The organism is Bacteroidales bacterium (assembly GCA_014860585.1).
Taxonomy (GTDB): Bacteria; Bacteroidota; Bacteroidia; order Bacteroidales; family 4484-276; genus RZYY01.
Genome location: JACZJL010000132.1, coordinates 1 through 16,234, shown reverse-complemented (window position 1 = coordinate 16,234; position 16,234 = coordinate 1). Strand labels below are relative to the sequence as shown.

General features: G+C 41.6%; 12 protein-coding genes. 6 read left to right on the top strand and 6 right to left on the bottom strand.

Translation table 11 applies throughout. The features are described from left to right. The 6 genes from IH598_13720 to IH598_13695 all read left to right on the top strand — a co-directional run. The coding region (locus IH598_13720) for a hypothetical protein (GenBank protein MBE0639570.1) at positions 1–888 on the top strand (888 nt) is incomplete at its 5' end. A gap of 87 nt (positions 889–975) precedes the next feature. After that, a complete protein-coding gene (locus IH598_13715; protein MBE0639569.1) occupies positions 976–1,644 on the top strand; it encodes a hypothetical protein in 669 nt (222 codons plus the stop codon). Further along, positions 1,641–2,153 (top strand): hypothetical protein, encoded by a 513-nt coding sequence (locus IH598_13710; GenBank protein MBE0639568.1) that lies wholly within the window; start codon positions 1,641–1,643, stop codon positions 2,151–2,153. Before IH598_13715 ends, IH598_13710 begins: the two co-directional genes overlap by 4 nt. 11 nt (positions 2,154–2,164) lie before the next feature. Further along, complete coding sequence (locus tag IH598_13705) at positions 2,165–2,581, top strand: hypothetical protein (GenBank protein ID MBE0639567.1); 417 nt, start codon at positions 2,165–2,167, stop codon at positions 2,579–2,581. Positions 2,582–2,608: 27 nt separating this feature from the next. Continuing rightward, positions 2,609–3,100 (top strand): hypothetical protein, encoded by a 492-nt coding sequence (locus IH598_13700; GenBank protein ID MBE0639566.1) that lies wholly within the window; start codon positions 2,609–2,611, stop codon positions 3,098–3,100. Positions 3,101–3,265: 165 nt separating this feature from the next. Further along, a complete protein-coding gene (locus IH598_13695; GenBank protein MBE0639565.1) occupies positions 3,266–3,670 on the top strand; it encodes a hypothetical protein in 405 nt (134 codons plus the stop codon). A 277-nt stretch (positions 3,671–3,947) separates the two neighbouring features. Here the strand turns inward: IH598_13695 and IH598_13690 are convergent, their stop codons facing one another. The 6 genes from IH598_13690 to IH598_13665 form a co-directional block, all read right to left on the bottom strand. After that, a complete protein-coding gene (locus tag IH598_13690) occupies positions 3,948–7,985 on the bottom strand; it encodes a T9SS type A sorting domain-containing protein (GenBank protein ID MBE0639564.1) in 4,038 nt (1,345 codons plus the stop codon). Positions 7,986–8,077: 92 nt separating this feature from the next. Beyond that, positions 8,078–12,205, bottom strand: coding sequence for a T9SS type A sorting domain-containing protein (locus IH598_13685; protein ID MBE0639563.1), 4,128 nt, complete (start codon positions 12,203–12,205; stop codon positions 8,078–8,080). A gap of 202 nt (positions 12,206–12,407) precedes the next feature. After that, the gene (locus IH598_13680; protein ID MBE0639562.1) at positions 12,408–13,571 is read right to left on the bottom strand and encodes an ABC transporter permease; all 1,164 of its coding nucleotides are present in this window, start codon (positions 13,569–13,571) and stop codon (positions 12,408–12,410) included. A gap of 129 nt (positions 13,572–13,700) precedes the next feature. After that, entirely contained in the window at positions 13,701–14,522 is an 822-nt protein-coding gene (locus IH598_13675) for a class I SAM-dependent methyltransferase (protein ID MBE0639561.1), read from the bottom strand. 11 nt (positions 14,523–14,533) lie between these two features. Continuing rightward, positions 14,534–14,872 (bottom strand): 30S ribosome-binding factor RbfA, encoded by a 339-nt coding sequence (gene rbfA / locus IH598_13670; protein ID MBE0639560.1) that lies wholly within the window; start codon positions 14,870–14,872, stop codon positions 14,534–14,536. 63 nt (positions 14,873–14,935) lie between these two features. Beyond that, a complete protein-coding gene (locus IH598_13665; GenBank protein MBE0639559.1) occupies positions 14,936–16,039 on the bottom strand; it encodes an ISAs1 family transposase in 1,104 nt (367 codons plus the stop codon). Positions 16,040–16,234 lie beyond the last annotated feature (195 nt).

Below are 16,234 nucleotides of genomic sequence, written 5' to 3'. Positions count from 1 at the left end.
GAAATGGCGCGACTTAGTCACTATATGCTGCTGGGGGGTAGTCAGGTGGAAATTGAAGCTATTTCCCAGTCAATAAACAAAGCTGTCGAAGCTGATCCTGAAAATGTGATCTATGCTTACTATAAAGGAATTGTCAGCTTCCTGAATGCATTTATGTCCATGCAAATGGGAGATCCTCAGGTAAAAGAAATCATAGCAGCAACCTGTGCGCAATTCGAAAGGGTACTCGAGATTAGACCCGATTACCATGAAGCAAGGATGTATCTTGTGGAGATCTATGGGTTATTGCCAAAGGATATGGGTGGCGACAGCCTGAAAGCAGCACAGCACATCGAAAAACTGGCTTCGATGGATAACTATTTCGGAGCTAAAGCCAAAACGGTGGTGGTTCCTGAAGAGTTCAACCTGCTGGAATACTGGGAAAATTTGCTCGCATCGGATCCAAATCATACAGGGTATCTTACCGAAGCAGGTAAGGCCTGTCTTTTCACTGATGACCCTGCCAAAGCGGAGGAATACTTTAACCGGGTAATGGCAGTAGATCCTGAAAAAAATATCCTGCTGCTTGACCTTGCCAGGTATCACCTGTACAAGGTGATGCAAAACGGTGAACTGGCGCAAACCGAATTACCCATCGCCAACACATACCTTGAAAAGTACCTGAACAGCAAACCCGAACCGATAGTCCCCCTGAAAGCCTATACCATTGGCTGGCAGGCGCGTGTGGAGATGTTCCTGGGCAATCAGGCTGAATCGGAAAAGCTGACGGAGGAGGCCAAACAGCTTGATCCTTATTATTCGCGGGCCACCGGAATCCCTACTCTCCTGCTGTTTGATCCTCCCGATCAGATCAGCCATCATTATTTTTCATTTTTCAGCCCATATTAATGATGCGTTGCTTGCATTTTTTTAATTAATTGACTTAATTTTGGAATGCTTTAGAACAAGTTCATTAACAAAACAAAAACTAAAAATATGAAAAAGTTAATACTGCTTGTTGTGATGCTCAACTTTGGGTTTATTGTGAGTGCTCAGACATGGAAAGCCCCGGTTTACCGGATTGACGGAAAACCTAAAATGAAAACCGTGAAACTAAAATCAGGGATCAGCATGGAAATTGGCAGGTTATTGATTGACAGCGATACATTGAAGGAAAACAAATACTTGTATGGTAATTTTAAGGGTGTAATCGGGGATACATTACAGATGAACCTGAGAAAGATCAGAATTCACAGTGTTTATACAAATGGAACCCGGATTGAGTCCAGTATTCCGGCAAAAAGCTTCATCGTCCCTGCACCTGATTCAACCTATAAAATGAATGTGTCCCTCAATGATATTGATATCCTGCTTTACAGAAACACTTTATTTGCATGGATTTATGATACAGATGATTTTGTTCTTTACGGCTCACTATTCCTGTTATTTGCTTCACCATTCATTTGCTATGACTACAAAAACCAGACTTTCAATGCCGAAAATTATCAGAAATGGGCACTTGGTAGTACCATCGGTATCTTTACCGGATTAACCATGATGTTTCTGGAAAGTGGATCAAAAAGAAAAGTTCAGTTCCACAGTTCATGGCCAAATACGAAAGCAAAAGTCTGGAGTTTTGAGAATGAAAGGAGGCAAACACCATGAAAAGTCAAATCAACATCAGATGCAAACTGGCATTAAAAATGGCCCGAAAACATGCTGTTCAATTCTTTCTGATCCCTCTTTTTACGCTGACGCTTGTTTGTTGTACCGGTGAACTATCTGAACAGTATATCGGAAAGTGGCAATCGGGAAAGAGTAAAATTACAGTTCTTTTTAAAACAGACGGTAGCGGACACTCAGAGTACATCTCAGATTCAGCGGTTGTCATTCTTGAAGTTCATGATAAAAATACCGTCAGTGGCTCTATTGGATTGGCTTCGTTTGAAAATGGAAAAATAAAATGGAATTTCAGTTTACCCTGGGAAGACGGCATTAAATATATAATCGAATGTGGACCAGTTGGGAAGATCTTTGAAAGTGATCCGGAGGTATTAAAGGAAGTTGATATCTGGATTGGTCCTGTGAATGAATCTGGCAAAATTAAAGCAGAACTTCGAAAAGGAGGGCTAAATTATTTCCCTATGGCTCATTTGATGTTTGAGAAACTTTAATCATCAAGACCATGAAGAATAAAAAAATGGCCGCTATAATTATCCGATGGATAGCCCGCATTTGGGGATCGTGCAGCCTTGCTTTCATGCTTTTCTTTTTAGGTGCACATCTGATCGGATCGATAACAAGTGAAGGAGAAGAATTTAACTCCCAGTCCGAAATGGTGTCTTTTGCTTTCTTTCCGGTTTCAATTATCATCGGTTTAATCGTTGCCTGGAAATGGGAAGGGGTTGGTGGCCTGATCACTATCGCCGGAATTGTTGGATTTCATTTTTTAAGACCAGACCTGCTTTTTGACCCGTGGATTAGCGGGCTTGCGGCACCCGGTTTGTTTTTTATCTTGTATTGGTTAATTTCAAGAGGTCAGACCAATGCATTGAATTCCGGATGTATCGATAAAGGATCAGGTGAAGAATTAGCCTTATGAGTTCACTTCACATTAAAATTTACAAGAATGAAAAACCATAAATTTTATTCAAATCCAGTGTACTTTTGGATTTATGTCCTTATCACCCTTGTACTTGTATCATGCAAAGTCACTGAGTGGGTTGTACCGCAGCCTTACTGCGGATACTGGAGAACTGAAAACACAAAAGTTACAGTTCGCTTTAAAGTGGGTGACGAGAAGCATTCACAGTTTATTTCTGATTCGGCAATCTTTACGTTGGTGATCAATCATGATAAAACCGCAAGCGGCACCATCGGATTATCTTCTTTCGAAAATGGGAAAATGTTGAAAAACCATACTTTATGGGAAACCGGTGTTTCTTATGTTATCGAGTGTGGCACAATAGGAAAGATCTTTGAAAATGATCCGGTCGGAACGAAGGAAGTTGATCTCTGGCTTGGTCAGGTGAACGAAAATGGAACGATCAAAGCAGAAATGCGTTTGGGAGGTTCAGTTTTCCCTATGGCTGATTTGATGTTTGAACAGGTGAAAGACTAATCTCAGTTGTGATTGAGTAAATTGGTGTTGTAGGTTTAATGATTAACTTTGTTTATTCAAACACTGAGCAAGTTCCTGAATTGAACTTCACAATCAAAGTGTCCACAATGAAAAGAGGTAAATATTCGGGTTTTAATCAATAATTAATCAATAGGAGGAAAAATTATGTTAGAACATGTTCACAAGCACATCATTGGCGAGTTAACACAAAGTGCAAAAACGGACAGCATTTTTATCCTGTCATCCATCCTGCTTAACCTGATCTCCCTGGCAGTGAATTCAGGATTGGTAGAAGATTCGCGAACGAAAGATTCAACACTGATCGTGATGTTTCTTTTTGTTGGCCTGGTTATTCTGATAAATATAGTTGCCATTTTCGGCTTGCTGAAAGGTAAACAAACCCGCGCGAAGCTGATCAGTGGCCTGATTCAGATGTACAGAGACCAGGATGTTTCAAAATATTACGACGAAAGCCTGCTCAACAATTACAGCGTCCGCTACAACTTGTTTATCATGGTGGTAGTGTGCACGGGACTCATTTCTGTGGTGGTTCCTTTCGTATTGCGTTAGAATGTTATACCAATTGTAATTATAAAATGGTCCAAACCATTTCATAATTTTACAATGGTAAATGCCGATGCTACTTGAAAATAGTACAATGAGACGAAGTCGAAATTGGACTATATTGAAAGTGCAATCGGTATTAAAGAAAGCGCTTGCATTCCTGATGAGAATTCAAGTTTGAAGGGGTTGATCTGGCATGTACACTTTTTATAAAATTGACTGATTATGAAAGAAAAAGGCCGGTGGTTGATTCCGCCGGCCTTTTCAATTCATCCAAGATGAGTTATTTCTGAACAATCAACTTTCTTACGATTGATTGTTGTTCGTTTCTCAGATAGAGATAATAAACACCTTCTGGAAGAGCACTAATATCAATGGTTTCGTTATAAGAACCGCTGAATTCGATGGTTTTTTGCAACACATCAATTCCAAGCAGGTTTACCACTGCAAGCTGATAAGTAACGTCTTCAGCCGAAGTAAGTTCGATAACAAATAGTCCTTTTGACGGGTTTGGATAAATGTTCAGTGCCTGTTGGTCAATTTTGGCAATGCCTGTAGGGTCAGCTACTATAACGGTGAAGTCTTCAGAATAAGGACCCATACCGCAATCATTACCACCGCAAACCTTTAATGTAGCGGAACCGTTCCAGGTATCGCTCCAGTGAATGGTCACAAAGTTCATACTTACTTCCAATTCGCCTGAACCCTCTGGAGTCAGGACCCAATTGTAGAGTGTGCATTCGTCAAGGGCCTCAACATGATAATCTGTAATGTCACCCATAGTAACTTCACCTTCGCCAATGATTGGTCCGGCCTGACCTGGTACATCCATCACATGGATATAATTGTTTTTGGTCATTGAAGTAGTATTTGTTCCGTCGGAAATTTCGAGTGTGACATTGAAAGCACCTTCGTCATTATAAACAACAACAGGATTTTGTTCGGCAGAAGTTCCCGGTGTTCCGCCAACAAAAGTCCAGGACCATGAAGTGGCGCCAATTGACTGGTCGGTGAATTGAACTTCCAGCCCTTCACAACCTTCGGTAACATTGGCCATGAAATTTGGCACAAGTGTAGCCGGCATCATTCCAAAGAAATCAAGATAAGCTTCCATCAGTGCTTTACGATCGCCATTCAGACCACCGAATTCATGTGAAGCGCCAATGGTGCTGTATGCTCCGGCGCTGTAAGCAACAGCAGTTCCATACACCGGACTTGAATTTTGAAGGATGAGTGTTGCGCCTGCTGAAGCAGAAAGTCGGTCAATCCATGCGTTGTCACCATTATACGGGAAACTCATTCCTGCAGTAAATGTTCCGGCCAACCCTGTAACAGTGCTCAAATCACCTGAACCATCACCGGTCGCATCAATTCCAAACATCGTATGAACAGCTGTTTGTGTATCATAGTACCAGGTATCGCCACCTTCCATATAGAGTCTTCCACCGTTATTCAGATAAGAAGCTAATTGCGTTCCCTCCGTTGCGGTCAACTGATGATTACTGGAATAAATGCCAAGGCAAACAAAAATTGAGGAATAAAGATCAAGATTTGCAGGGAAGGCGGTTACAAGTTCATATGAAAGACCAATTTCGTCCAGAGCAGTAGTCATTTTGTTTGCAGAGTTGTGATTGCCATCCATATCAATAATCAGGACAGGAATTTGACCAATCACAATTGAGAAGCTTCCTGAACCAGTCAGGCCTAAATCAGCGGCAATTTCGAAATTGAAACTGGCCATATGACCAGCTGGTGAAGTTTCGGATGCTGTAACGGTAAAACTCATTTCCACTTCCTGGCCGGGAGTTAATGTACCATAATTCATTTGCGCCTGGCTGATGGTGATGTAAGGATCTGCCGATGCAAGTGTGCCAATAACGTTTGTAGCATCTGAATTTCCAGAGTTGGTAACAACAACGAACATATTTACCGTTTCACCCGGATCAAGTTTATTGTTGTTATTCCCATTGGGGTCAGTAACATGAAAGTCAATATATTCAACAATTCCAGCATAGGCCATCACGCTGAATGAGCTTTCCCATGTTTCCTCTCCTGTGGCCGTAAGGTTGAATAAAATGCCCTGTCCGTTGGGAACATCTTCAGCAATCTGAATAGAAAAAGCGTTTTCGAGCATGATCACCTCACCGGCAGGTACATTACCATAATTGGCTGTACCGTTCAAAATAGTAACATATTCACTGGTTGAGGAAATGGTAACCTGAACATTTGAAGCAACAGAAACTCCGACATTCTTAATGCTAACGTTGAGAGAGGAGGTTTCGCCATAATCAAGCTGGCCGTTATTGTTTCCGTTGACATCATTAATTTCGACCGAATCAAAAATTACATAAGGTCCGGTTGGTGGGATACACTGGATATTTTCATAAATGGTTTCGGTGTTGAAAGCAGTGACCACTAAAAGTACATCACCAGGTAAAAATTCATTCGGGACTGAAACTGCACCTGACGCATCGCTGTAGGCGCTTGCGTAAACACCGTTTTGTGATAAAGCCACCATAGCGCCTTCAACTGGTGTTCCATTGGAAGTAATGGTTGTTTCAAAAGGTGTTCCTACCAGCATGATGTTGCTTGAGAGTGTCAATGGGGCAGGAGCAGCAGTTCTGATTTGCATTGATGGGTCGCCGAAGATGGTCCAGGTCTGGATGGTTTGTAAATCTGAACTTGAGTTAGCCTCGGTGTACATCAGCACCAGGCCGTTTACAACGATTGAACCCATAATTGAACGGCCTTCAGTTGTGCTGATACCGTTGCCGGGATTGGTGGCATAATCGTAACCTCCGGTGAGAAGGTCGTTGAAATAGTCCTGACCACGCATGGGGGGTTGCCAGGGTTGATTGATGGTGGCCATCAAAGTCAACACAGCGCCGCCATTTTCTTTCTTCAGCCAGGCTTCAGCAAAACATTCGCCCGAATGGAATGCACCATTAACACAGGCAACCGAAAAGATGAATGGGAGCATGTCGCCATTGGTCAATTGGTTGACGTTAGTGTTGCTGAATCCGGTTGTTCCCCATGAAGTCATCGAACCGTGACCACAGTAATTAATGATACTGGCGCCGGCCTCAATCGCATTTTTCACCTGCAGGATCGTGCCGGACGGTTCATAGGCAGTGCTGTGTCCATCGTAGGTAAATGGATCCAGCTTATTGTTATAAATAATATTCGTGTGCTGATAGTCTATTTCTCCATCATCACCAATACCTGCACCCTCGCTGCTTGCCACGCTGATTGCTTTGGAATACCAGGCGCCTGAAGGATTTTTTTCGTAATTGATGAGCTTGTTAACCTGTGTGGTCACCTGAGCTGCCGAGGTGGCTGAAAAACGACCGATGGCAATGTCGGGGAATGCGTCAGTTCCAACAACACACCCAAGCATTGGATCCATTGGGGCATTGGCGCCGCCGCCCAAATCGCACTTGATATCAGCCCAGTCGCCGACAAGCTGCACATAAAGGATGCTGTTGTTTTCATTGTATTTTTGCTGAACCAGTGTTTTGACGTTGGTTCCAACCGAAACAACTTCCTTAAAAACATTGTACCCTTTTTCCATCTTCCAGTCAATGAAGGGTTGAATGGCAGATTCATCTCTTGCAGTTGTAATTACAAGAATATCGCCGGCTTCTTCCATTGCCAGTTCAGTAAGGCTGGACTGATAATTAATGAAAACAGAATGGTACAGCGCTTCCATCTCCCTGAATAATTTCCCCGAAGGGTTGTAAAGCGGATTCACCGGTGTTGAGTTATCTTCAACCAATTCAACGGTTACACTGGTGTAAACACGCAGAATCTGCTGAACAGCATTGTACTGGAACGGGTAAACAAACACCGATGTTCCTCTCACATCTTTAATGATAAAAGGCTCGGTGGAATTAGCTAAAGTCTCAGGATAAAAAGCGTCAATGATCGACTCCGGAGCAATAACGTAAGGGATCTGGCTCGGATCCTGATCACGATAAATGACACCTCTGGACGGGACAAGCGGGGCATCAAGCTGAAAATCCTGGTATTCCTGACCGATGATGTTCAGTTGAACATTATTCATTGGATTAAGTTGGACGGCAGCACTTATGAATGGAAGTTCGGCGAAACCGGCATCCATAGTTGTTACTTTTCCCGGAAACTGAATTTGAGTAAATGCAGTACCATTGAGATTTACAGGTCTGAGGTTGAAATCGCCGAGCGTAAATTCAACTTGTGCAGTCGCGTTGGAAATCCTGGTGTAATTTACCTGGTAACCATCTTTTGCCATCAAACTAATAAATCCGATGAGCAGTAGAAGACTTAGAAAAAGTTTTCTCATAAAATTAAAATTTAAGTTAACGAGTTTGAAAATGAATGAATTATTATTTTATTTTGTATTTGCAACTGAAAAGGGATATGAAAATTAAGAAACTATTTGCTTAAAATTAATTTTTTAGTGAGCAATCGATCACCCTCAATGATTTTGAAATAATAAACACCTCCCGGTAGTGCTGAAAGATTAAACGTGATGGTATTATATCCTGCACGTTTGATGTTTTGTGTAATGAACTCGTTCATTGATTGCCCAAAGGCATTGAAAACAAAAACCGTTAATGTTTCAGCCCCGTCTGCAATGAAATCAATATTTACAAGTCCATCTGATGGGTTGGGATAAATCCTGAACGAACCCTGGGAAATCAATTCGTCAATAAATGTTGATTGGTAATAAATCAAATTGGAAACCTCTGAAATACATCCTTCAGCATTGGTGACAATTGTGTAATAGTTACTCGTTTTAAGTGGGGCATAAACCTGACCTGTAGCTCCTTCAATCACCCCGTCATCATTGTACCATTGATTTCCGAATTGAATACTCGAAACAAGTGTTTGACCGGCCTGGATTATTTCCGGAGTTTGTGGCTTTTCTCGGACAGTGAGTGATACCTGTTGGGAAATGACATTACCGGTAAGCAAATCATCGATTTGGATTGAGTAAACAGTCGAAACTCCCGGGAAGGCTTCTGGACTTTGAATGGATGGGTTACTTAATCCTGTTTCGGGTGACCATGTATATCGGAAGTTACCTGATCCGCCCGAAATTTCAAGTACCAGCTGAGTGGTATCACCACTGCAAATATTATCATTAAGAGCATATGCGCTGCATACCAGCGACCCCGGTATTGTGATTTCGAAAAACTCGAGATAACTTGTCATCAATAAATGACGGTCGGCTTCGGCTGCTAACCCACCAAACTCAAAAGATGTTCCGATGGTTTTGTAGCCATTTCCGATCTTTGAAATGGCACAGAAATATTCAGGGTTGTTGTTTTTAAAAACGGTTTGGGCGCCATTTACAGCCTCAAGTTGGTCAATCCAACTGTTGTCGCCTGAATACTTCATTTTCAACCCGGCCGACAAAGTACCGTTTATACCTACTAATGAGTCAAGATCACTGGCTCCGTCCGAAATTCCGTTTATACCAAACATCGGATGAACAGAAGTTTTTGGATCGTAATACCAGGTATCGCCACCTTCGAGGTAAAGACGTCCACCCGAATTCAGATAGTCGGCGAGAATTTGTCCTTCGGCAGCGGATAGGATGTGGTTGTTGTTATAAACGCCTACTGAAATAAAGACCGATGAATAAAGACTGAGGTCGTTCGGAAGGGTATTTTTATACTCATTCACAATTCCAAGTTGACTCACCGCTTCTTTGATATGATTGGCTGAGTTTTGGTTTCCATCAAGGTCAACAATTAACACCGGAATTGGTCCTACTGTCAGCTCAAAATGCCCAGATCCGGAAATTCCCATGTTTGCATTAAGCATGAGGTCAAAGGCTGCAGGATGTCCGGCTGGAGTATTTTCGTTTGCTACAACTTCGAAAGTGGCACTGACCAATTCGTTGGGATCAGCATCCCCGAAGAATTGTGGTTCAGCAGATAACACCGTGATGAAAGAGTCGTTGGTACTCAAATTACCAAGTGTGCTGAAAGCACGGGATGAGCCGATGTTCTTGGCATAAACGGTGATTTGTACAACTTCGCCCGGGTCAAATTTTCCATTATTGTTGCCTTGCTGGTCATTTATTGTAAATCCGGCAAATTCAAGAACTGGTGAATGACCTTCTAAGTTAAATGTACTGCTCCAGGTTTCTTCGCCATTAGTTGCTTCAAGAAGGAAAAGGACAATGTGACCATCGGGGATGGTCTCCGCAGTGGTTATTTCAAAAACATCTGAAAGCGATAGAATTTCGTTCGGCTGAATCAGATCAATTGTTGTAACTCCGTCTGATATAGTCACGAATTCATCAGTAGTTGACAAATTCAGCATAATATCAGAACCGGAATCCTGTCCGTAATTTTGAACATTAAGATTTAATCCAAAAGTTTCGGCATAGTCCATTTTCCCATCATTGTTGCCGTTTGTCTGGTCTTCAACAGTGGCCTCTTTCAATAATACATAAGGGCCATTGGGGGATGCAAACAAAACAGTTCCGAAGAAAGGCTTTAACTGTTGCCCGGTTATAATAATTTCGGCTTCGCCGGGAATGGTTATCAACTCGGAGAAAATAATCTCAACAGCCCCGTCCTCATTGGCAAAGCCTGCACCATAAAGAATTCCATCTTTTGAAACAGCAACGTAAGCATAAGGATTGGTATTCATTGCGAATGATGCTGCACCCAAAGGAATAAGTGCCGGAAAAGTTGCAATGGCCTCAGGTGGTTGCGAAAAATATGACATGAGTGAAGGGTCACCCATCAGGTGGTAAATTTCCCAATAGTAATTTGTTAGGGTTGAACCAGATTGTGTAACAGCGAGGTTCCCGGCTGCAGGTAATTGTCCCTGTGTAATATGCCAGTCGTTTAGGGTAATTTCAGGCTGATTGTGGAACATTCGGTCGAAAGCTCCAAGTGTTTGGGGATCGTAGGTCGGATTAGCTACAATATCTTTAAAGCCAACTCCCCACCAAAAATCTTCATCCCAATACGTACTGTTTGACCCGCCGATATATCCGATTGCCCCTTTTCCTGCGGCACGCATAATATCCTCACCGAATGAATTAATCTGAAATTCAACAGAAGAACAGCAGTTGCCGATCATCAACGGGTATTTACTTTGGTTTTCCAAAGCCTGGATATTGTTGACTGTAAAAGCAGGATTGGCCCAACCGGCAGCACTGCAATGTGCGGTATAATTGGCAAAGGCTACCCCATTGGATACATTCTGACGGATAAGCTGGGAATAATTACCGCCTGGTGGTTCTGGTTGCAAATAAGTGTGAGAATAAAGCCCGTTGGATTCATTGAAATAATAATCGTTACCATAGTTGACTTGCCCATTTCCCCATGTCAATTGATGATAACTGTCCTGGCCCGCAACCATAATTACTTCATCAAGGAATGAGGGATCTGGGAACGCATATTGCTCATATTCGAGGGTTTTCTCGATCTGAGATTGAAGCTGGTCAAGATTATTTGCAGAGAAACGCCCGTAGTAAGCCTCAGGGAACATGTCGCCGGTATATTCACAGTAATAAAGATCAGTTACATGGTTACCGGTGGTTCCGTTAAAGGCCGGGATTTGGGCTACATCTCCGACTATCAGCACAAAGCTTTGCGGTTGAAATCCTTCCGGCGGATTTTCATAAAAATTTTGCAGGTAGTCCTTAATGCTTCCAGTTGTGCTACCAACCGAAGGATTGTCAGTATAAGCCTCTATTACCCGGAAACCTTTTCTGGTTTTCCAGACAATAAATGGCTGAAGTGCATCCCGAAACATCGGATCTGAAACAATAAAGTAGGTGATTGGTGGTGCTTCAAATATATTTTCAGGATTCTCAACTTCTTTGTAATTGAAAAGCATTGTGGTGATTCCGGAAAAAAACGGATTCATCTGATCCTGCTTCATCTCAATGGTTCTGAATGTGTTGCCGTCAGTAAACCGAAATTCAACCGTAATCTGATCGTGCACCCTTATCATATTTGCCACCGGATTGTATTGAATCGGAGCAATCTCAATCCTTGCGATATTCACTCCCCGCATTACACCTAGTGGATAAACTGAAACCAGTTCATTTCCAAGGAAATCGTCAATGTTGTAAAAATCTTCGTCGAAATAGAAAATGGCTTCTGTTGGATCAGTGCTTTTGCTAAGTGAGGGCTGCGCCGGGTAAATAAAATCGTAGAGTTCGAACTCATTTAACGAAATCTCTTTGAATCTTTTGTAAGTAATAACCACCTCGATGTTAGCCTCCAAAGGAATTTCGATCAGCTTCTTCAATACCGGAAGTTTTGGCTGGCCTAAATTTGTTGAAAAACCGTAACCTTCGATTTCTATTTGAGTAAAATCATGGTCAGCAGTTTTGATTTTAGCTGCATTAAGGGAGGAGACGGCATTGGATATGCTTAGCAGCGAATAGTCATTATCGATGATTGTGGTGGTATTTACCCCGTTTGTAATCTGAATGGTTTGAGCATACAGCATCTGACCGGTTATGAACAATGTCATAAAAACCAGAGCGGCACACACTTTCGGGATATTTAAACCAAAATTCATCCGCCTTAAAACCTTGAGTAGTTTGTAATGTTTTTCGTCCTTAAAAGCCAGCAAAGTTAAACTAAAAATCAATATCTTAACATGAAAAAGTCCAATAAACTTTGATTTTTTTGGACTATTCAAATGTGGAATCGCTGATAACCCAATAATGACAACGCATAAGCTGCGTGGTTGCCTGATCCGATTTTATGATTAAAAAAGGTTAAAGTTTTTGGCTCAGGTATTTTTTTGAGATTTGCCTCACCGGATACCAGGCCACGATAAACCCGATAGCTATAACGGTAAAAAAAACTATAATGAAGTCACCAAATTGCAACTCTACCGGATAGGCGTTAATGACGAAGGCACCGGTTCCACCACCAAGACTGATGATACCAAATTGCTGCTGCACCCAGCTTACAACACCACCAAAGAACAATCCGAGCAGCGCTCCGCCGTTAGAAATCAGCATCCCTTCAAACATGAAAATACGCTTAATCAATGTGTTGTTTGCTCCCATGCTGTGAAGTATGGCAATATCCTCTTTCTTATCCAGGATGAGCATGGTGAGCGAACTGATCACATTAAAGGCTGCAATGATGAGTATAAATGTCAAAATGAAGAAGATAGCCCATTTCTCCGACTTCATGATCCGGTAAAGCATCACCTGTTGTTCAAAGCGGTTTTTCACTTCAAAATCATCTCCAATCAACTTTTTTATTTCCTGCTTTACTTTATCCACCTTAAAATCAGAATAAAGCCCAATTTCGAGGGCTGTTACCTCATCTTCATAATTCATTAGTTCGCGAACAAAGTCAATAGGAACAATGGCATATTTTGTATCAAAATCCTGCTGTATGGAGAATATACCTGAGGGTAGAAGATTGCGGCTGTTAAACGCTCCTTCAAGCGACATACCAATGGCCCCCTCTCTGCGCGGGAGGTAAACAGTGATGGGATTCAACTGGTCGTTCAGGCTGGCGTTGAGATAATAGGATACACCCGCACCCATAATCATCCGGGGTTGACCAAATGCGTGTAAAACAAAACCCCCTTCAACCATCATGGTATCAATCCCGCTGGTATTCACAAAATCATCGCTTACTCCCTTGATGGTAGCTAAATACTGATTATTGCGGTATTTGAGCAATGCAGTCTCCTCAACCACTTCAGTCATGGCAAAAACGCCCTGTAACTTCAAGACTTCATCGGCAGGAAATGTTGACAGGCTGATTGTTTTCCCCTTTTTTGCAGTAATCACCAGGTCTGGATTGAAGGAGTTAAACAGCGAAACGATGAGCGTTTCAAATCCATTAAAAACCGAGAGGACAATGATGAGCGCCATCGTGCCAACAGTAACCCCGGCTACTGAAATCCCTGAAATCACATTGATGATGTTGTGCGATTTTTTCGCAAACAGATACCGGCGGGCGATATAAAGTGGGAAGGTTTTAATGGCTGAAAAAATTTATTGTCTGGGTATGCTAAAAAATTGAGCAGTTTTTTAGGTGGCGAATCATTTCCAGGCCTTCACAACCAAGCCTGTTCCTGATGTATGTATTAATTTGACATCCAAAAAGTTCAATAACAAAACGAACCAGTAAGTTGCGAAATAATAAAAAGGTAAAACGATAAAAAATGCCTTGGACAAATTTAGCATTGATATCGGAAATTTCATCGAAAGTTTCCAGGAAATTTTTCCGGGCCAGCCATAAGCGTATTCGGCTTGTGTACGGGAAAACCCTGCACCGATGAGTTTTTGCTGAATCTCGTCAATATTGTAACCATCCCTCACGTGTTCATCAATAAATGATTGTACCTCTCCCGGCTTGTATTCATGCTGATGTACATCAGAACCACCCTTGTCCGAAGGTGTCGATATCAGCAACAGGCCACCCGGTTTGAGTGATTGGCAAAGATTTTTAAATACACTGACATCATCCTCAATATGTTCCATCACATCCACCGATAACACAAGGTCGTATGTATTATCACGGACAAATTGTGTAAGATCAGCTATTTCAAACTCAACAGTTGAAATTCCGCTTTTCGAAAAAAAATTCCGGCAGTCGTTAATCTGCTCTTCCTTCACATCAACACCAAGGATTTTCCAGGCTGAATTGTGTTTTGCCAGAAAATAAGTATATTGTCCAAAGCCTGAACCAGCGTCAAGGATATGAATTTCGCCCTGAATTCCTTTTTTCCATTGCCTGATAGCCTTGCGGATATGCCAGGTGCGTAACAGCAGTAAATCAAGTAATTTGTAAAAGAGTATCCGGTGCGTTACAGATTTGTTAAATACACTCCCCAGGTCTTTTTTAATCGGATCGTATTGCATGTAACCCGGATTTAATTATGAAGCAAATTCTCAATTTTTTCGATGTAGTCCAGCGAGTCATCTTCATAAAATTCAAGTTCGGGGATGTGCCTTAGCTGGTCCTTTACCCTTCGGCCAAGATTAAAACGCATTTCTCCGGCGCCATTCGTAATGGTCTCCATCAGGGATGCTTTGTCTTTCGTAGCAAATAGGCTCAGGTAAACCCTGGCAATGGAAAGATCTTTGGTGACATGCACTTTTGTTACAGTGATCATGGCAGCGCCAAATCTCTCTTTGGATTCACGCTGAAAAATAGTTCCCAACTCCTTCTGGAGCAACTTTGATATGCGTAACTGTCGTGTTGATTCCATGTGGCAAAAGTATAAAAATTAGTGCAATACAGTTTATACCGTTCATTGGCAGGGTCAACGCATTTAATTTTTAATAATACTAAGCAGGAAGCTATTGTCCCAACCAGCCTTAAGCCTTTTTGATTTCATGCTTCCTTTGGACTTATCCCTTCTTAAAAGATTCAGAGCAATTTTATTGATCAGGGCAAAGTTTTGTGCAGATTTTCCATTTCTTTTGCGTTGTTCATCTTCTCTGAATGTCATATCCAGAGTCCAATGTAAAGAGTTTTCTACCCCCCAATGTGATCTTATGTATTGGTTGAATCTGACAGCATCGGCATTCATGCTACTGATGTAATATCTTGTTTCAGTTTCGGTTTTGCTTGCTATTGTGCGTTCAGATTTGATTCTCACTATACTTGTCAGGTTTGCCCACTTTTCTTTCCCATGAGCGAATTCAAGGTTATTGACCACATCACATTTTCTGATCTCCAAGCGGCCATGTCCTTTGTCAACAGTTTCGTTTGAAAATTCAGGAGTCTGAACATTAAAAATACTTTCAACTTCTTCCTTTAATTCTTGTTGGTTGTCCTTTAGGGCAAGGATATAGTCGGCTTGAGCATCCACAATTTGTTGAGCGATTTTCGTTTGAGTACCCATGGCATCAATTGATATTATACTACCCTTTATATCAAGGAGTTCGAGCAATTCAGGGATGGCAGTTATTTCGTTGGATTTGTTGTCTGTTTTGTATTGTCCCAACACCAATTGGTTCTGGTTAGCCCAAGCATTTACAAGGTGTATAGCAGACTTGCCATGATAGGTGTCTTTTGATCTCCTCACAGTTTTTCCGTCAATTGCAATCAACTCATGCTTAATGCCCTTGTCTATCAGTGTATTGGCCCATTGGGTAAATACTTGTTCAAACCTTCTTGAGTTCAGCATAGAAAAAACACGATTTATTGTATCATGCGAGGGTATGCCATTGGGCAACTTCAAGATCGTCTTTAAAAAATCAATCTTCGTTTTTCCAAACAACTCAATAGAATCCCATGACTCTGCCCCACAAATCACTGCAAGGATGGTCAAGATGATTACATCAATTAGCAAATGACGCTTGTGCCTGTTGATCCTTGGATCGGAGATATTCCCAAAATGCTCATGTAAAGATGTTTCCATGTTTGCCATTTTTCTTGCAAAAGAAATACAAAAATATGGCTTAATATACTATATGTCAGAATGTTATTAACTTTAAGGCAACAAGTTATGAACAATGAGCTAAAAAAATTTGATTTTCAAAAATTCCACTAACATCCTTGTTCATAAGACGTTAATAAATCATCCCAAAATTTGATTTTTTCAAAAAGTTATGCGTTGACCCTG